Raw genomic sequence first — 18,598 nt, forward strand, 5'->3', positions numbered from 1 at the left:
ATTTGGCCCGTTCATTTAAACGGCGTCCAGCCGAAGCCCTTCCAGATCTGATCGAGCGATACGCCCACCAGCCACACGAAGCCCACTGAGCCGGTCGATGACGACGCGGGATTCAGCGCGATTTGCGTGCCGAGATTCACTTCGAAGGTCGAGTTGAGCCACGCAACGGCCGGCGTCAGCTCAAAGTCAGGATACGATGTATTGCGATGCGCGCTGAAATACTGCGCGTAGTCAAAGTCGATGTGCGGCGTGAGATAGCGAAAGAAATCGTTCGACGTAACGTGCATCACGTTTTCATTGAGATACTCGATTGAGTACTCGAGCTCGGCGTTGGTGAAGATGAGATCGTCGCGCGCCCCGCTCAGCTTCGAATCCCAGTAGAAATCGCCCTCCATCGCAAATGCCCGCAACGGAGCGAGCGACTCGGGCAGTCCGGCGAAGCCCTTCTCATAAAGAAAATCCAGACCGCCGCGCGGATGCGTTTCGGATACGCTCGGATCGCCGACCGGTATTTCCAGACTGGGCGCCAGCGAGAGCAGCAGCTCCTGGTCGCGCAAATCGAGGATGATGTGCTTGTAAGAAATTTCGATATTGTTCCAGCCGTTGCCCCCGAGACCGTCGTAGCGCTGCGCACCTCCGAAGATCGAAATGCTCGACTCGAGGGAGATTCTTTTTTCGAGGTAACCCGAGGCCGCGGTGAGACCGCTGCTCTCCGATCCCTGCAGCGAAAAGTAGTCTGCCGGCTCCGCGTTGTAGCCAAGGAAATTTCCGACGTAGCTGCGCGGCGTAGGATCAGCGTGCGCGACCCGCGAATTCGCCAGCATCGCAAGAGTGGCGATTATCGCCACCCTCGCAGAGCGTCGTGCCGCTTTCCTGCCGAACGTCAAAGCATCCCAGAGGATACCCTCCGCGCCGCGCGATTTCTGCAACCTGACTGCTGGTCATGCAGCCTTGAGGCGGCGCGCGACATCCGCGACATGGCGGCCTTGGAAGCGCGCGATCTCCAGCTCATTCGCGCTGGGCTGTCGGCTGCCGTCCGATGCGGCCAGCGTCGACGCACCGTATGGGCTTCCGCCGGTGATCTCACTCATGTTGCTCAAGCCTCGCGCCGTGTAGGGAACGCCGACGATGATCATCCCGTGATGGAGCATCGTCGCATGCACGCTCACGATCGTCGTCTCCTGCCCGCCGTGCTGCGTCCCGGTACTGGTGAATACACTGCCGACCTTGCCGACCAGCTTGCCCTGCGCCCACAAGCCGCCGGTTTGATCGAAGTAGTTGCGCATCTGCGCGCACATATTGCCGAAGCGCGTCGGCGTGCCGACGATAATCGCATCGGCGTGCTCGAGGTCCTCGACCGTCGCGACTGCAATATGCGCAAAAGCCGCGCGTGCCTTCTTCGCGCCTGATCTTTCGAGGACTGCATCAGGCACCAATTCAGCAACCTGCGCCAGCGTGACCTCCGCGCCAGCAACCTCGCGCGCCCCCTCGGCGACAGCCTCAGCCATGCGATGAATATGTCCATACATGCTGTAGAAGACGATCAGAATTTTCGCGCTCATGAAAAGATCACCTCGTTACCGGCGCGGCCGCAATGCTTTGATAACTGTCTCTCAGGGACAAACTCCAGCGGATCGTCCATCTTACTATTGAGTGTCTAGCCAAGGCACGCGAGTCTCACAGCTACAGACTGGACGAGAACGGCTGGCGGAACTCGTGAAGAAGACTCGCGAAAATCAGAAGAAGCTGCAGTCCTTCGCCGATCTTCATCAAACCAACCGCAACATCGATCCCGAAACGTTGGATCGAAGCCTCGACATATTGCTGAAAGCCACCGACGACATCAGCCGCGAACTCGACAAACTGCTGGCGAAAGCCAAAGGTCAGAACTGCCCCAACGTCACGCTCTTAAGACCGAAAACACGAAGGCCGCGAGCGGCTTGCGCTCGCGGCCTTCTTCGCTTGCAGATTTGCTCGATGCTTACGCGACTCGGCGCATCAGCTCGAGGATGTCGTAGCCTGTAATGTCGCGGCTCTTGGCTGACCATTCGCGGAGCTCGGCATCGCTCACGACTCCGCCCTGTGCGCCCTTGGCGAGGTCCATCAGCGCGATCTTGATCGTCGCTTCGTCGATCATCTCGCCGGACTTGGGATCGGCCATCGAGCCGCCCCCCTTCTCGTGGTAGAGCTTCACGACGCGGCGCGCTTCGTCGATCTGTTCCTGCGTCGGCGAGTAACAGCTATTCGCGATCTCGGCCTGCTGCGGATGAATCACCCAGGTGCCGTCCATGCCGAGATTCGCAGAGCCGGTGTTCTTGTCGCGCAGCTGCTTCTGCAGATCGGCGACGCGCTCGGGCGAATCTTCCTTGCGCCACAGGCGCAGAAACACATTGTCAACCGCATGCAGTCCCGCGGCTTTCGCGGCAACGACGACTGCCTGCTTCGAGTAGTGAAAATTCTGGTTCTGATTATCGACGATCTCGCGGATACCGAGGTTGGCGGCATAGTCGGCGATTCCAAACACGAGCCCGCACATGCGATCCGAGGCGGTCGCGATGTCATACGCCTTCACCACCGCGTGCGGCGTCTCGATCAGCGACTCGATCTGCACGCGGTAGGTCCATCCGCCGCGCTTTTCGAGATCGTCGAGCAGCTTCGAGACTTCGCGAATCTCCTCGGGACCGCGCGTCTTGGGCAGCATGATACCGTGGAAGCGGTTCGGCGCGCCGAGCATGATCGCTTCCATGTCGCCTTTGAAAAACTTCGAGTGGATGTTGTTGGGGCGAATGGTCACGACCTTCTTGCCGAAGTCGAGCGTGTTCATCGCCTCGACCATAATCTTGCGGCTCTTCTCGCCCTTGAACTCGTAGGGGCAGGCGTCTTCGAAATCCGCCATCACGTGATCGACCGGCGATTTCTGCGCGTCGGCCGCATTCTGATGCAATTTCATGCTGTGACCTGGATAGGTCATCTCGGTGCGCGGAATTACGAAGCGCTGTCCTTTGTCGAGAACGTACATAGTTATCTCCCGATCGATTGACTCCCGGTCACACTCCCGGGTTGGCGTAATGCGATTTCTTTTTGATCAGCACGGTGCGCTCGATTTCGACGACCACGGTGCCGTCGGGCTTCTTGCCGACCAGCTTGAACTTCACGATTCCCGCGTCGGGACGCTCGGCGTCGCGTTTTTCGAGCACCGTCGATTGGGCATAGATCGTATCGCCGTGGAAAACGGGATTCGTATGCCGCCCGTTGTCCATCTCGACCTCGCCGAGCGCGTTTTCGCTCGTGTCTTCCGACGCGAGCCCAACCGTGAAGGCGAGCACGACGCCGCCGTACACCAACAGCTTGCCGCCGACGTATGCGCCGGGATTCTTGTCGATCAAATCCTGGTTGTAGTGCAGCTCCGCCGTGTTCATCACGAGCGAGGTGAAGTTGTGATTATCGGCCTCGGTGATGGTGCGGCCGCGCTGATGAATCAACGTGTCGCCCACGGTGAAGTCTTCGAAGTAGCTGCCGTCGCTGGTGATACTCATCGATGCGACCTCAATTCTGCTCCATGATACGCCGGCCGATGACCTCGTACTGAATTTCGCTGGTGCCTTCGAAGATCGACAGCACGCGCGCGTCGCGCCAGAAGCGCTGCGCCTCGAACTCCATCGAATAGCCGTAGCCGCCATGCACCTGCATCGCTTCGCGCGTCACACGCTCGGCCATCTCGGCCGCAAATGCCTTGGCAAGGCCTGCCTCGTAGTCGGATCGCTTGCCCGTATCCTTCTGCGATGCGGCGAAGTAGCAGAGCTGACGCGCGGCTTCGATTTCGACCGCCATATGCGCGAGCTTGTGACGAATCACCTGGAAGTCGCCGATCGGCTGGCCGAACTGCGTGCGCTGTTTCGCGTATTTTACCGCGCATTCGAACGCCGCCTGCGCGACTCCCACGCCGCGCGCGGCCGTCTGAATTCGCGCCGCCTCGTAGGAGGACATGAGCTGGTAGAATCCGCGCCCCTCTTCGCCACCGATCAGATTCTCCTTGGGCGCATAAGCGTCTTCGAACTGGAGCGCGTAGCTGCGCATCCCGTGATAGCCGATCGTCGGGATCGGTGAGCCTGTCAGCTGCGGCGGCATGAAGTCGTCGCCCGGCTCCTTCTCGAAAAGGATCAGCGACAGTCCCTTGTGACGCTTCGATACGTCCGGATCGGTACGCGTCATCACGGTCAGCATCTGCGCGCGATTGGCGAACGTGCACCACATCTTCGATCCCTTGATGAGGTAGCCGTCGCCCTGCTTCACCGCGCGCGTCTTGAACGAAGCCGTGTCGCTGCCCGAGTCGGGCTCGGTGAACGCGGCCGCGGTCAGAATTTCGCCGCGCGAGATCTTCGGCATGTAACGCTTCTTCTGCTCGGCCGTGCCGTTGGCCGCGATGAGCGTGCCGGTGATCACGTTGCGCGTCATCACCGAGCCGACGGAGAGCCATCCGCGCGAAAGCTCCTCGGTCACGATCGCCATGGCGATGTAATCGAGGCCCATGCCGCCCTGCTCTTCGGGAAAGATGATGCCGAAGTAGCCGAGCTCAGCCATCTTCTTGAGGACGTGCTCGGGAATTTCCTGGTTGTTGCGATCGAGGTCGTTGGCTATCGGTTTGACCTCGGCTTCGACGAACTCGCGGACCGAGCGGCGAATCTCCTCATGCTCGGGACTGACAAGGGGCATCGTGCGTTACTCCTACGCGGGATTGCGTTTGCGAATCAAAACCGGGCGCTCGTATTCGAGGACGACGCGGCCGTGCTGGTTGAAGCCGGTGGTGCGAAACTTGACGACGCCGCGATCGGGCCGCGAAGTATCGCGCTTGCTGAGCACCAGCGACTGCGAGGTGATCGTATCGCCGGGGTAAACCGTCTCGCCGAACTTCATCTTCTCGTAGCCGAGATGCGCGATCGCGCGCTCGCTGAGATCCTCAACCGAAAGCCCGAAAACGACGTTCATCACCAGCATGTGATTGACCACGACGTTCTTGAAGCCGAGGCTTTGCGCATACTCGCGATTGAAGTAGATCGGATTGAAGTTCATCGTCACCGAGGTGAAGAAGCTGTTGTCGCCCTCGGTAACGGTTCGGCCCCAGTGATGCTTGAAGAGGTGGCCTTCGGCGAAATCCTCATAATAATGGCCACGTTCGATTCTGCGCTCCGCCATATGAATTAGCCTGGCTTCTTTGAGTGGTCCCCGGATATTAGCTCGACGCCGAGCACGAAGCGAAGGCTCGCGGCATCGGGCTTTGGCGGCGATTCCTTGCCGCTACGCCCGGGTCGATGACACGGACGAACCCGTTTAATATGGAAATAGTTTCAGCGCGTCAACCGAGCCTCTTGCCTCGCGCGCCGGGCTACCTAACGCTTGGAAGGGTATTGAGAATTCCCAAACAAACAGGTACCTAGTTGCGTCGCCGCTTGAGTCGCAAATCCAAAATACCGGCCGGAGCCAACCAGACCGGGCGCCAGTCGCCTGCGGGTAACAACTGAATCATGAGCACAAAGACCATCTACGAGATCGGCGAAGTGCCTCCCATCGGACACGTTCCCAAGGAAATGTACGCGCAGGTTATTCGCGCCGAGCGTTTCGGCGAACCCAAGCGCGCCTTCCAGGTCGAACGGATCGGAGTGCCCGAGCTCAAGCCCGACGAGGTGTTGGTCTATGTGATGGCGGCCGGCGTCAACTTCAACAACGTGTGGGCGGCGCTCGGCTCGCCGGTCAACGTGATCGCAGCGCGGCAGAAGGCGAAGTACGACGCGTCGGATTTTCATATCGGCGGCAGCGACGCTTCGGGAATCGTGTACGCCGCCGGCCGCGACGTGAAGAACGTCAAGATCGGCGACCGTGTCGTTATCCATTGCGGCACCTGGGACAGCGATTGTTACGCCGCCCGCACCGGCGACGATCCGATGTACGATCCCACCTTCAAGATTTGGGGCTACGAAACCAACTGGGGCAGCTTCGCGCAGTTCGCCCGCGTGCAGGGGCATCAGTGCATGCCCAAGGCCTCGCATCTCACGTGGGAAGAAGCTGCAGCGCCGACGCTCGTCGGAGCAACAGCGTTCCGGATGCTGATGGGATGGCCGCCGCATACCGTGCGCAAAGATGACGTCGTGCTGATCTGGGGCGCCTCGGGCGGCCTCGGATGCATGGCGATCCAGATCGTGAACGCCGAGGGCGGGATCCCGGTCGGCGTCGTCGGCGACGATCGCAAGATTGATTTCTGCATGAAGCTCGGCGCCAAGGGCGTCATCAATCGCAAGAAGTACCTGCATTGGGGCATGATGCCGCACTGGAAGGACACCGACGCCTACAACAAGTGGGCGGCAGAGTGCCGCGCATTCGGCAAAGCAATCTGGGACGTTGTCGGTGAGCGCAAGAGCCCGCGCCTGGTCTTCGAGCATCCGGGTGAAGACACGATTCCGACCTCGGTGTTCGTCTGCGACACCGGCGGGATGGTCGTGATCTGCGCGGGCACCACCGGCTACAACGCGGTCGCCGATCTGCGCTACCTCTGGATGCGCCAGAAGCGTTTACAAGGCTCGCACTTCGCCAATGACGAGCAGTCATACGCGTTCAACCAGCTCGTGCTCGACGGCAAGATCGACCCGTGCCTGGCCAAGACCTACGAGTTCAAAGACATCGGCGAATGCCACCAGGCCATGCACGAAAACCGCGCCCCCGAAGGCAAGATGGTCGCGCTCGTAGGCGCCCCGAAGCTCGGCATGAAGGACATCTGATAGCGGCGCAATCTCGCTAACGACCAGTTAACATCCGTTTCGCAGCCCTTGCTCTGAAACCCCTCTCCCTGACCAGGGAGAGGTCGGCGCCGCACCGCGGCGCCGGGTGAGGGTTGGCCGAGAACTGCTCGAAAACGCTGCACACGTTGAACTTCCAGCGCTGAACCTCTCCCTCGGCCTCTCCTAGGATACGGAGAGGGGACAGAACGAATAAAGGTCGGAATAGATAACCTTTAGTTAGCGCTACGGGCGCATCGTGCGGGTGCGCGGGCCAAGTTGCGTTGGCACTATTTCGTAGGCCTGATGCACCCAGTCCACTAGCAGCGGGCGCGTGTCGCGCGGATCGATTATTTCCTCGATGCCGAATGCCTCGGCCGTGCGAAGCGGCGAGCGGACGGCGTTGAACTTTTCTTCGAGCTCGCGGCGGAGCTTCTCAGGATCGGCGCTGGCCGCGAGATCGCGCTTGTAGGCAGCTTCAATCCCGCCTTCGATCGGCAACGAGCCCCAGTCAGCCGACGGCCACGCGTATCTGAAGTTCAACCCCGTTGTGATTCCATGACCTGCGCCCGCGACGCCGAACGCTTTGCGCACCATAATCGCGACCCACGGCGTGATCGTCTGGAATACCGCGTAAAGCGCGCGCACGCCGTGACGAATCGTGCCTTGCATCTCGGCTTCGCGCCCGATGAGAAAGCCCGGCTGATCGACGAAATTCACCACCGGCAAATGGAACGTGTCGCACAGGTCAACGAACTTGACCATCTTGTCCGACGCCGCCGCATCCAGAGAGCCCGCGATGAAGTAAGGATCGTTGGCCATCACGCCGACGGGATAACCATCGAGGCGCGCAAAGCCCGTGATTAGCGACGAGCCGAAGAACTGCCCCATCTCGAAAAACGAATCGCGATCGACAATGAGCTCGACAACCTGGCGAGCGTCGTAACCCTGGCGCCGATTGCGCGGGATGATCGAGATCAGCTCTTCCTCGCGGCGATTCGGATCGTCGCTGGGCGAAGTGCGCGGCGGCAATTGCCACACGCTCTGCGGCAGATACGAAAGGAAGCGGCGGATCTGCGCGAACGCGTCCTCTTCGCTCTCGGCCTCGTTGTCCACGGCGCCGCTCTGATGCGCGTGAATCTCGGAACCGCCTAGCTCCTCCTTGGTGAGGTCTTCGCTGGTGCCCCATTTCACGACCGGAGGCCCCGCGACGAAGAGCTGGCTCGTGCCGCGCACCATCACCGAGAAATGCGAGGCTGCAACGCGCGCCGCGCCGATCCCCGCGACCGAGCCCATGCATCCCGCGATCACGGGCACTTCCGCCATCAGTTTGACCAGCACGTCGAACGAGGGATTGGCGGGAACGTAGGTGTACTTCGACGTCTCGAAGGTCTTGACGCTGCCACCGCCGCCGGTACCATCAACCAGCCTGATGATCGGCATCCGCAATTCGAGCGCGATCAGCTCCGCATAGCCGCGCTTGTTTCCGACGTTGGCATCGGCGGCGCCGCCGCGCACGGTGAAATCGTCGCCGCCGACTGCGACGCGGCGTCCGTTGATCCGCCCGACCCCGCCGACAAAATTTGCCGGAGAAAATGAAGCCAGCGTCTCGCCCTCGTATTTCGTTGATCCCGCGAGCGCGCCGTATTCGTGGAACGTGCCGGGATCGAGCAGCTTCTCAACGCGCTCGCGAACCGTGAGCTTGCCGCCGTCGTGCTGCCGCTTGATGTTGTCCGCGCCGCCCATGTTGCGCGCGAGTTCCTCGCGCCGGCGAATCTCTTCGACTTCTTTTTCCCACGACATACGTGCTCGACCTCGTTTCTCTAACAATCACGGTCGAAGAACCCGCTGCAAGAGGCGCCTTGCGATTGCTGCGCTACGCGACTGCATTCCGCATACCTGTCCTTCCTGTTAGTTTTAATCGTGACTGAAATGAGCGCCGCACCAAGCAACCTCGTCCCCTTCGATCGGCCACGCACGGCCGCTCTCGCCACACCCAAGGCTCATCACGGAATTCTCACCGGATGGGGCCGCTATCCGAGCGGCGAGAGCGACATCTATCGGCCCGAGAAGCGCGCCGAGTTGCAGGCTGTCGTCGCATCCAACTCGACGAGCTTGATCGCGCGCGGTGCAGGCCGCGCGTATGGCGACGCCGCACTTAACGATCAGAATCGCGTCGTCAATATCGAGCGGCTGAACCGGATGCTCTCGTTCGAGGCGGCGACAGGAATGCTACGCGCCGAGGCGGGAGTCACGATCGCGGAAATCATCGACGTGTTCATGCCGCGCGGATTCTTCCCGCCCGTCACGCCGGGCACACGCTTCGTCACGCTCGGCGGATCGATCGCCGCAGACGTTCACGGCAAGAATCACCATCGCGCGTCGTCGCTCGCCGCTCACGTCACGAGTTTCGATCTGATGCTCGCGTCGGGCGAGATCCGGCGATGCTCGCGCGAGGAAAATGCGAAGCTCTTCTGGGCGACTGTCGGCGGCATGGGACTCACCGGCGTGATCCTCGGTGTCGAGCTGCGCCTGCAATCGATTCCGAGTGCGTGGATCGCGGGCGAGTTGATTCGCGCGCGCAATCTCGACGAGGCGCTCGAAGCGTTCGAGCGCACCGATACACAGTACGCATACTCGGTCGCGTGGATCGATTGTGCCGGCGGCCAGGGAACGCTCGGACGATGCACTCTGAATGTCGGTAACTTCGCGGATCCCGCGATGCTGCAGCGTCGCGCCGCGCAGGACCCTTATCGCACACCGGCGAAGTTGCCGCTCGCAGTTCCGTTCACGTTGCCGGGTTTTACCCTCAACTCGCTCACCGTCAAGGCGTTCAACGCCGGGATTTACGCGACGAGCAGGCCTTCGCAGCACAAGATTTTCGACTGGGAATGGTTCTTTTATCCGCTCGATTCGATCAGCAACTGGAATCGTATCTACGGCAAGCGCGGTTTCGTGCAGTATCAATGCGTATGGCCGCTGGCTGAGAGCCGCGCCGGGCTCGTCGAAGTGCTCGAGGCGATCAGCCGCAGCCGCCGCGCCTCGTTTCTCACCGTGCTCAAGAAATTCGGGGCGCAGGACGGAATGCTCTCCTTCCCGATGCCGGGCTACACGCTGGCACTCGATTTTCCGGTCGCCGACGGCCTCCTGCAATTCCTCGACGAGCTCGACGAGATGGTGCTGAAGCGCGGCGGCAGGGTCTATCTCGCCAAGGACGCACGGATGCGCCCCGAGATCTTCCGCGCGATGTACCCGAATTTTGCTAACTGGCAGTCAATCAAGGCCACGGCGGATCCCGAGGGCCGCTTTTCGTCGAGCCTCTCGCGGCGACTGGGACTCGACCCCGACTAGAATGAATCACAATGGCTAAAGTTCTGATTCTCGGCGCGACCAGCCCGATCGCACGTGCGCTCGCGATACGATTCGCGGCCGACGGTGCGCAGCTCTATCTCGCCTCGCGCGATGCCAACGAAACGCAGCGCGTCGCCGATGATATTGCAGTGCGCGCGGGCGTCGAGACTTTTGCGGGCACGTTCGACGCGGCCGACGTCAGCTTGCACGAAGAGTTTCTGCGCGAGGCGGTCGCCAGGCTCGGCGGACTCGACGGCGTCGTCGTATGCTTCGGCACGCTCGGCGACGAAGAGCAGGCGCAGATCGATCCGCGCGCGGCGCTCGCGACGATCAGCCAGAACTTCACCGGCGCCGTATCGCTGATGACGCTCGTCGCGCGCCATCTGGAAAACCAGGGCGAAGGCTTCATGATCGTCATCGGCTCTGTCGCCGGCGAGCGCGGCCGCGCGCGCAACTACGTCTATGGCTCGGCCAAGGGCGCCCTGCATCTTTTCGCGCAAGGCCTGCGCGGCCGTCTCGCCAACACGAACGTCCGCGTGATGACAGTGAAGCTCGGCACGGTTGACACGCGGATGACCTGGGGCCGCGAAGGCGCCCTGCTCTCCATCTCGCCCGACAAAGCCGCCGACCTAATTTACCGCGCCTATCGCAAACGATCCGAAGTAGTATTCGTCCCGTGGTTCTGGCGCCCAATCATGACCGCCCTGCGCCTCATCCCAGAGCGCCAATTCAAACGCGTCAGCTTCTAACGAAGACAAACAAGGACGTAGTGATCAGTCGATGTGTTTGACATCTGATGGGTGATGCATGATGCTCAGCCTGTGCGCACCACTCTTGATATCGATGAAGACGTTCTTCAGACGGCTAAGGAGCTGGCCGCGAGACGAGGCACCACAGCAGGACGAGTGATTTCCGATCTTGTGCGCAGCGCGCTGGCGCCGAGTGAACGGAAGTCTCGCGTTCGCAACGGCGTTCCACTCCTGCCGATTCGGAAACACGGACCGCTGGTTACGTTAGAAACGGTTAACCGACTTCGCGACGAGGATTAGCGTTCATTTTGATCGCACTCCTGGACGTCAATGTTCTCATCGCACTGTTCGATCCATCTCATCTGCATCACGATGCGGCGCATGCCTGGTTCGCACTGAATCGCAAGCGTCGGTGGGCGACGTGCGCGATGACCGAGACCGCATTTATTCGGGTCTTGGCAAACCCCGCCTATCCTGGTGCGCGCACTACTCCCGAAGATGCGGCCTCGCGTCTCAGAGCTTTCTGCACCGAGCGCCACCACGTTTTCTGGAGCGACTCGGTGAGCGTTCGCGAAGAAAAAACCTTCAGATGGCAGCATATCCGCGGTCATCGCCAATTAACTGATGTCTACTTGCTTGCCCTGTCAGTCGCCAATCGAGGCAGGCTCGCCACGTTTGACGCCGCGATTTCACTTCGAGCTATAAGCGGCGCGATGCCGGAGAACCTGCACCTCATCGCAGTCTGATACGTGGAACCGATCACGCTTGACGAATTGGCCGCGGGCGGACTACCGAACAGGTACGCGATCCCTTCTTGTGTCGGAGAAAGAAATACGATGTCTTCCAATCACGACGAGATTCAGAGACTCACCTTTCCCGGTGCGGTCGATGCTGACGGGCATATTCTCGAGGATGCAACGCTTTGGCAGCGCTACATCGAGGACAAGTACAAGAGCGTCGCGCTCAGGATCGGCCTTGATGACAAGGGACTTGAGTTTCTCGAGATTGGTGGCAAGCCGTCGAAGATTTTCAGCGGTGGGCGGCTCGGCGGGCTCTCCGCGATGGGCACGACGCGCGGCGAGCAGTGGCAGAATCGGCCGACCTACGGCGGGATGGCGCCGTTCGGCGCGATGGACGCGAAGGAACGCCTGCAACGTATCAACCAGGAAGGCCTCGCCGCGGCATTCCTCTACCCGACTCTCTCGCTCCTTTATGAAACCGAGACTGAAGACGCCGACCTCGCACAGGCGTACACGCGTGCATACAACCGCTGGGTAGTAGATTTCTGCTCCGACAGCGGCGGTAAGCTGATTCCGATCGCGCATCTGTCGCTTGGTGATCCTGCGGCCGCTGCGCGCGAGCTCGAACGCGCGGTCAAGGACGGATGCAAAGGCGGATGGGTTTGTCAGTTCGTGATGACGCGCAAACCGCATGCGCATCCCGATCACGATATGCTGTTCGCCAAGGCGCAGGAGCTCGACGTGCCGCTCGGGATTCATCCGTCGATCGAGCCCGTATGGGCACTGCCTGGCCGCTATGACTACAAGAAGTACATGCGCGGGCAGTATTACTTTCTAAGCATCACGGCGGCAGACGCGATTCGTCACGCTTTCACGAGCTTCTTCCAATACGGTACATTCGAGAAGTTTCCCAAGCTGCGGCTTGTGCTGCTCGAAGCCGGCGCGGGGTGGATATCGTACTGGCTCGATCGCCTCGATGCGGTCTACGGCACCTTCGTCGGCAATACCGTGCCGCTCAAGGAGAAGCCGAGCTTCTACTTCAATCGCCAAGTGTGGATCTCAGCCGATCCCGACGAGCGCGCACTGCCGGCGATGGTCGATCTGTGCGGCGCGGATCGATTCTTCTGGGCTTCGGATTTTCCTCATCCCGACCACGTCGGCAACTACATCGAGGAAGTCGAGGAACTGCATCACAAGCTGAAACCCGGCGATCGCGAAAAGGTGCTCGGCACCAACGTGATGAAGGTCTACAACTGCGCCTGAGCCGCTGATGGCTGCGAAAAAACCCGCGCGAGATAGGCATACATCAAGCGTCGTTACGCTCCGTGAAATCGCGCTTTCGTTTCCGGGCGTCGCGGAAGGCGTCTCCTACGGCACCCTCGCTTTTCGCGTGCGCAAGAAACTCATCTGCCGCATGAAGGAAGATGGCGAGTCGCTCGCGATTCGGATGGAATTCGGCGAGCGCGAAATTTTGATGGAAGGCGAGCCGCGGATCTTTTACATCACTGAGCACTATCGCAACTATCCGATGGTGCTGGCGCATTTGAGCAGGCTGCATCCCGACGAGTTGCGGCGCATCTTCGCGAACGCGTGGCGAAGATTCGCTGGTGCTCGTTTAGTCGAACAACTGCCGCAATAGCAATTCAAGGTCCGCTGACGTTCTGTAATCGACATTGCGCGAGTCGACACTGAGAGGCGCGGACGTTGGTGCGAAGTCGCCCTCACTCGCGAAGCCGCAAAAAGAAAAGGGCGGGACATTTGTCCCGCCCTGCTTTCATCGATCGTATATGGCCTGCTTAGTTCACGGACCAGGTGTCCCCGCTTTCGAGCAGCTTCTTCAGATCGCCGGGCCCTTGCTTGGCCTTGGCGTCTGCGAGCTGCTTGTTGACCGCCGCGTCGTAGGTCGGACGCGAGGTCGCGTAGAACACTCCTACCGGCGTGGGCAGCGGAGCTTCGAAGTTGCCGAGCATGAACGCGAGCGCGAGGTTGGTCTCGTCATGCACGACGATATCCTTTTCGGTCACGCCGTTGCCGAGCGTCACCACCTCGGGCCGCTGGCCGTTCATCTTCACACCCTTGTCGCGGTTCTTGCCAAAGATAAGCGGCTTGCCGTGCTCTAGCACCAGCTGATGCTCGGACTTGATTGCCTTGTCGGTCACGTCGTTGAACGCGCCATCGTTGAAGATATTGCAATTCTGGAGAATCTCGACGAATGACGCGCCGCGATGCCCATGCGCGCGCTTCAGCATATCGCCAAGATGCTTCTGCTCGACGTCAACGCTGCGTGCGACGAACGTCGCATGAGCACCGAGCGCGAGCGTAATTGGATTGAACGGGAAGTCCACCGATCCTGCCGGTGTCGACTTGGTGACCTTGCCGACTTCGGAGGTCGGCGAGTACTGGCCCTTGGTCAATCCATAGATGCGGTTGTTGAAGAGCAGCACCTTCAAATCGACGTTGCGGCGCAGCACGTGGATCAGATGATTGCCGCCGATTGACAGCCCGTCACCGTCGCCGGTGACGACCCATACGTCGAGTTCGGGGCGCGAAATCTTGAGCCCGGTTGCGAATGCCGGCGCACGGCCATGAATCGTATGGAAGCCGTACGTGTTCATGTAATACGGAAAACGGCTCGAACATCCGATGCCCGAGATAAACACGACATTCTCCGGCGGCACGCCGAACTCCGGCATCACCTTTTGCACTGCGGCCAGGATCGCGTAGTCGCCGCATCCGGGGCACCAGCGTACTTCCTGGTCAGAGACGAAATCCTTACGAGTAAGCGCGGTAGCCATTGCTCGATCAGCCCTCCAGGGCGCGGTTGATGCGGTTAACGATCTCGCTGACCTTGAAGGGACGGCCCTGGATCTTGTTGAAGCCGGACGCGTTGATCAGATAGTCGGCGCGCACCAGCTTGACCAGTTGTCCCATGTTCATCTCGGGAATCAGCACCTGCTTGAACAGGCGCAATTTCTCCTCAAGATCGCGAGGGAGCGGATTCAGGTAGCGCAGATGGATGTGCGAAACTTTCTTGCCCTTGTCGCGCAACTGCTTGACGGCCTCGCGAATCGGGCCGAAGGTCGAGCCCCAGCCGAGCACGACGAGGTCTCCGCCTGCCGCATCACCGAAGATCGAAAGGGGCGGATAGTCGCGCGCGATACCGGCAATCTTGCGAGCACGCGTGCGAACCATCAACTCGTTGTTAGCGGGCGAGTAGCTGACGTTGCCGGTGAGGTTCTCGGTCGAGAGGCCGCCGATGCGATGCTCGAGGCCCTTCGTGCCAGGCACCGCCCATGGCCGCGACAGCGTTTCTTCATCACGTATATAGGGCATGAAGCCCTCAGGATCGGTACGAAGCTCGACTTTGATCTCGGGCAGCTTGTCGGCGTCCGGCAGCAGCCACGGCTCGGCGCCATTGGCGAGCTGGCCATCGGTCAGCAAAATCACGGGCGTCATGTATTTGAGCGCGATCCGCACGGCTTCGTAGGCGCATTCAAAGCAGTCTGCGGGAGTCGAGGCCGCGATCACCGGCATGGGCGATTCACCGTGGCGCCCATAGATCGCCATCATCAAATCGGCCTGCTCGGGCTTGGTCGGCATACCAGTCGAGGGACCAGCGCGCTGGATGTCAGTGATGATCAGCGGCAGTTCAGTCTTCATCGCGAGGCCGATCGCCTCGGCCTTGAGATTCATGCCGGGGCCGGAGGTCGTCGTGATCGCGATCGCGCCGCCGAAGGCCGCGCCGATCGCCGACGATACGCCCGCGATCTCGTCTTCCGCCTGGAAAGTGTAAACCGGAAAGTTCTTGTAACCCGAAAGCTCGTGCAGCACGTCGCTGGCGGGCGTGATCGGATATGAGCCCAGGAAGAGCGGGCGGCCAGACTTCACCGCCGCGGCGACGAAGCCCAGCGCGGTCGCGCTGTTGCCGGTGATATTGCGATAGACGCCCGGATTGATCCGCGCGGGCGGCACTTCGTACGAGCTGGTGAACAGCTCGGCCGTCTCACCGTAGTTGTAACCGGCCTTCAGCGCCTTGATGTTAGCTTCGAGGATCTCAGGGCGCTTCTTGAATCGGCTGTCGAGGTACTTGACCGTGCTCTCGATCGGGCGCTGATAGAGCCACGACAGCATCCCGAGCACGAACATATTGCGCGTGCGGAATACGTCGCGATTGGTGAGGCCCGAGCCGTGCAGCGCGTTCGTGGTCATCTTGGTCACGTCGACCTGGATAACCTGGAACTTGTCGAGGGAGTGATCGGTAAGCGGATTGGCGCTGTAGCCGGCGCGCTTGAGGTTGGCTTCAGTGAACGCCTCGCGGTCGACGATAAGCACGGCATTGGGCGGAACGTCGTCAATATTCGCCTTGAGCGCCGCGGGGTTCATCGCCACGAGCACGTTGGGCTCGTCGCCGGCCGTGAAAATCTCATTGCTCGAAAAGTTGAGCTGAAAGCCGCTGACGCCGGCGAGCGTGCCCGCAGGGGCGCGAATCTCGGCGGGAAAGTCGGGCAGTGTGGCAATATCGTTGCCGGCCAGCGCCGACTCCGACGTAAACTGCATCCCGGTCAACTGCATCCCATCGCCCGAGTCTCCGGCGAAGCGAATTACAACTTTGTCGCGACGCTCATTTGGTTTGTGCGGCGCGCCGGCGCTGCCGCCATGAGACTCGGCGGCTTGTCCAGCCGCCTCAGGTGGTACAGCCATCTCAGTCCAATCTCCTTATGCTTTAAGCCTGTCCGAAAATTACTCCGAATACTCGAAGGAATACAAATACCAAAAGGTGCGGAGTTGAAGTATAGCTAATGCCTGTCAGCCTTTAAAGGGGCGCTCAATAGCGGATACGAAAATCGGCGAAATCGCCCTCAGCCGCGCTCCAATCTTCGCGCAGATCGCTCACGCGAGAACCCGACGGGCCGAGATGAGCCCAGGCCAGTAGAATCTCCAGGCTTTCGCGACTCCCTTCAACCACCATCTCCACCTCACCCGACGCGAGATTACGTACCCATCCTTTGAGCCCCAGCGATCGCGCCTCGTCATAGGCACAAGCGCGGAAACCCACGCCCTGCACCCGGCCGGAAATCACCATATGCAGGCGCTGCGGCTCACCCTTCATTCAGACGTCCCCGCCCTCGAGGAGTTTCAAAAATTCTTTTTCGTCGAGGACGCGCACGCCCAGCTCCTGCGCCTTGCGCAGCTTCGAGCCAGGATCGGCGCCCGCGACCACGAAGTCGGTCTTGCGGCTGACTGATCCCGTGACGCGTCCGCCTGCGGCCATGATCCGGCCTTCAGCGTCGTCGCGGCTTAGCGATTCGAGGCTGCCAGTCAGCACGACGCTCTTGTCGCGGAGCGCGCCGCGCCCGGCGGCCTCCTTGACCTCCTCAACCTCCAGCTCCTTTTCGAGGCGCTCGACGGCTTGGCGATTGCGCGGCTCATCGAAGTACTCGCGGATACTGTGCGCCACTTCGCCGCCGATATCCCGCACGCCCTGGAGATCGTCTTCGCTCGCGTTCATCAACGCCTTCATCGAACGAAACTTGAGCGCGAGCACGCGCGCGGTGTGTTCGCCGACGTGGCGAATCCCGAGGCCGTTGATCAGCCGGTCGAGTTTGACGCGGCGCGACTTGTCGATCGCATCGAGGACGTTTTGCGCGCTCTTGTCGGCCATCCGCTCGAGCTCGGTGAGGTCGGACTTCTTGAGCTTGTAGATATCGTCGAGTTCCTTGAGCAGCCCCTTGTCGACGAGTTGCGCGACGAGCTTGTCGCCGAGGCCCTCGATATCGACCGCGTTTTTCGACGCGAAATGGCGAATCGACTCGCGCATCCGCATCGGGCAGTTGGCGTTGACGCAGAAGTACGCGACCTCCCCTTCCTCGTGAACGATCGCGGCGCCGCATTCCGGGCAATGCTCCGGCATCTGGAACTCGGGCGCGCGCGGATGCGCCTTCTTCGTGACTTCGAGCACGTACGGGATCACGTCGCCGGCGCGCTCGATGAGAACCGTATCGCCCTCGCGGATATCTTTGCGGCGAATCTCGTCGAGGTTGTGCAGCGACGCGTTTGAGATTGTAACGCCCGCGAGCGCGACCGGCTTGAGCTTGGCGACCGGAGTCAGCGATCCGATACGTCCGACCTGGACGTCGATTTTCTCGACTACAGTTTCGGCCTGCTGCGCTTTGAACTTGTATGCGATCGCCCAGCGCGGCGAGCGCGACACTTCGCCGAGCTGATCCTGCAGCGCGAATGAATTGACCTTCGCCACGACGCCGTCCGCATCGTAGTCGAGGCCGAGGCGCTTCTCCGTCGTCTCATTCCAATACTCGATAACTTCGCCAACGCCGTGGCATACGCGCGAGAGCGGATTGGTGCGGAGTCCCAGCTCGCGAAGCCCATTCAGGAAATCCCATTGCGTCGCGAATTCGGCGCCTTCGATCGTACCGGGCGCGTAGAGAAATATGTCAAGCGGGCGCGATGCTGTAATGCGCGGATCGAGCTGGCGCAACGCTCCCGCCGCGGCATTGCGCGGGTTGGCGAAAATCGACTCGCCCGCCTGCTCGCGCTCCTCGTTCATCCGCTCGAAGGCCTTGCGCGGAATAATCACCTCGCCGCGGACCTCGAGCAGCTTCGGGATCTTGCCGTGCGATGGCTTCTGGAGGCGCAGCGGCACGCTCTTTATAGTGCGGATATTCGCGGTAACATCCTCGCCGTTGATTCCATCGCCGCGCGTTGAGCCAACGACGAGCCGCCCATCCTCATACACAAGCTCGATCCCGAGGCCGTCGAGCTTCACCTCGGCGACGTATTCGATTTCGGCTTCGCTGCGAATCAGGCGCTTGATGCGCTTGTCGAACTCGGCCATCTCCTCAGCGTCCATCGCGTTGGCCAGCGACATCATCATCTTGCGATGGACGACGACGCCGAACTTCTCGCTGGGCGCGGCACCCACGCGCTGCGTAGGCGAATCGGGAGTCAGCAGCTCCGGATGCTCGCGCTCGAG

General features: G+C 60.8%; 18 protein-coding genes. 7 read left to right on the top strand and 11 right to left on the bottom strand.

Features of this window, described 5'->3' with window-relative positions:
* Positions 1–11: 11 nt before the first annotated feature.
* Entirely contained in the window at positions 12–848 is an 837-nt protein-coding gene (locus tag VMA09_05240) for a hypothetical protein (GenBank protein HUA32987.1), read from the bottom strand.
* A 93-nt stretch (positions 849–941) separates the two neighbouring features.
* The gene (wrbA, locus tag VMA09_05245) at positions 942–1,562 is read right to left on the bottom strand and encodes an NAD(P)H:quinone oxidoreductase (protein HUA32988.1); all 621 of its coding nucleotides are present in this window, start codon (positions 1,560–1,562) and stop codon (positions 942–944) included.
* Positions 1,563–1,716: 154 nt separating this feature from the next.
* Between wrbA and VMA09_05250 the strand changes: the two genes are divergently transcribed.
* Positions 1,717–2,025: a hypothetical protein gene (locus VMA09_05250; protein HUA32989.1), complete on the top strand. Its 309-nt coding sequence runs from the start codon at positions 1,717–1,719 to the stop codon at positions 2,023–2,025.
* Here VMA09_05250 and VMA09_05255 read toward each other — a convergent pair.
* Genes VMA09_05255 through VMA09_05270 form a run of 4 tightly spaced genes read right to left on the bottom strand, consistent with a single transcriptional unit; the run spans position 1,982 to position 5,193 of the window.
* On the bottom strand, positions 1,982–3,019 hold the full coding sequence (locus tag VMA09_05255; GenBank protein ID HUA32990.1) for a CoA ester lyase: 1,038 nt from the start codon (positions 3,017–3,019) through the stop codon (positions 1,982–1,984). The two genes, VMA09_05250 and VMA09_05255, sit on opposite strands and share 44 nt — an antisense overlap.
* A gap of 28 nt (positions 3,020–3,047) precedes the next feature.
* Positions 3,048–3,536: a MaoC family dehydratase gene (locus VMA09_05260; protein ID HUA32991.1), complete on the bottom strand. Its 489-nt coding sequence runs from the start codon at positions 3,534–3,536 to the stop codon at positions 3,048–3,050.
* Between the two features lie 10 nt (positions 3,537–3,546).
* On the bottom strand, positions 3,547–4,713 hold the full coding sequence (locus VMA09_05265) for an acyl-CoA dehydrogenase family protein (protein ID HUA32992.1): 1,167 nt from the start codon (positions 4,711–4,713) through the stop codon (positions 3,547–3,549).
* A 12-nt stretch (positions 4,714–4,725) separates the two neighbouring features.
* Positions 4,726–5,193 carry a MaoC family dehydratase gene (locus VMA09_05270; GenBank protein ID HUA32993.1) on the bottom strand — a complete coding sequence of 156 codons (468 nt, stop codon included), beginning with the start codon at positions 5,191–5,193 and terminating at the stop codon, positions 4,726–4,728.
* 329 nt (positions 5,194–5,522) lie between these two features.
* On the opposite strand from VMA09_05270, the gene ccrA reads away from it, so the two are divergent.
* Positions 5,523–6,770, top strand: coding sequence for a crotonyl-CoA carboxylase/reductase (gene ccrA, locus VMA09_05275; protein HUA32994.1), 1,248 nt, complete (start codon positions 5,523–5,525; stop codon positions 6,768–6,770).
* 243 nt (positions 6,771–7,013) lie between these two features.
* Here ccrA and VMA09_05280 read toward each other — a convergent pair whose 3' ends face one another.
* Positions 7,014–8,570 (bottom strand): carboxyl transferase domain-containing protein, encoded by a 1,557-nt coding sequence (locus tag VMA09_05280; protein HUA32995.1) that lies wholly within the window; start codon positions 8,568–8,570, stop codon positions 7,014–7,016.
* A 129-nt stretch (positions 8,571–8,699) separates the two neighbouring features.
* Here VMA09_05280 and VMA09_05285 point away from each other — a divergent pair, with 129 nt between their 5' ends.
* The 5 genes from VMA09_05285 (at position 8,700) to VMA09_05305 (ending at position 13,246) form a co-directional block, all read left to right on the top strand.
* Complete coding sequence (locus VMA09_05285; protein HUA32996.1) at positions 8,700–10,118, top strand: FAD-binding oxidoreductase; 1,419 nt, start codon at positions 8,700–8,702, stop codon at positions 10,116–10,118.
* A gap of 11 nt (positions 10,119–10,129) precedes the next feature.
* Entirely contained in the window at positions 10,130–10,867 is a 738-nt protein-coding gene (locus VMA09_05290; protein HUA32997.1) for an SDR family NAD(P)-dependent oxidoreductase, read from the top strand.
* A 308-nt stretch (positions 10,868–11,175) separates the two neighbouring features.
* A complete protein-coding gene (locus VMA09_05295) occupies positions 11,176–11,613 on the top strand; it encodes a TA system VapC family ribonuclease toxin (GenBank protein ID HUA32998.1) in 438 nt (145 codons plus the stop codon).
* A gap of 90 nt (positions 11,614–11,703) precedes the next feature.
* Positions 11,704–12,870, top strand: a complete 1,167-nt coding sequence (locus VMA09_05300) for an amidohydrolase family protein (GenBank protein ID HUA32999.1) — start codon at positions 11,704–11,706, stop codon at positions 12,868–12,870.
* Between the two features lie 7 nt (positions 12,871–12,877).
* Positions 12,878–13,246: an MmcQ/YjbR family DNA-binding protein gene (locus VMA09_05305; GenBank protein HUA33000.1), complete on the top strand. Its 369-nt coding sequence runs from the start codon at positions 12,878–12,880 to the stop codon at positions 13,244–13,246.
* Between the two features lie 157 nt (positions 13,247–13,403).
* Here the strand turns inward: VMA09_05305 and VMA09_05310 are convergent, their stop codons facing one another.
* The 4 genes from VMA09_05310 to ligA all read right to left on the bottom strand — a co-directional run.
* Positions 13,404–14,402, bottom strand: coding sequence for a 2-oxoacid:ferredoxin oxidoreductase subunit beta (locus tag VMA09_05310; protein ID HUA33001.1), 999 nt, complete (start codon positions 14,400–14,402; stop codon positions 13,404–13,406).
* 7 nt (positions 14,403–14,409) lie between these two features.
* Positions 14,410–16,308 carry a 2-oxoacid:acceptor oxidoreductase subunit alpha gene (locus VMA09_05315; protein ID HUA33002.1) on the bottom strand — a complete coding sequence of 633 codons (1,899 nt, stop codon included), beginning with the start codon at positions 16,306–16,308 and terminating at the stop codon, positions 14,410–14,412.
* A gap of 124 nt (positions 16,309–16,432) precedes the next feature.
* Positions 16,433–16,717: an acylphosphatase gene (locus VMA09_05320; GenBank protein HUA33003.1), complete on the bottom strand. Its 285-nt coding sequence runs from the start codon at positions 16,715–16,717 to the stop codon at positions 16,433–16,435.
* Positions 16,718–18,598, bottom strand: a 1,881-nt coding sequence (gene ligA, locus VMA09_05325; protein HUA33004.1) for an NAD-dependent DNA ligase LigA, incomplete at its 5' end; no start/stop codon positions are given.

The sequence above is a fragment of the Candidatus Binataceae bacterium genome (assembly GCA_035508495.1).
GTDB lineage: Bacteria > Desulfobacterota > Binatia > Binatales > Binataceae > JASHPB01.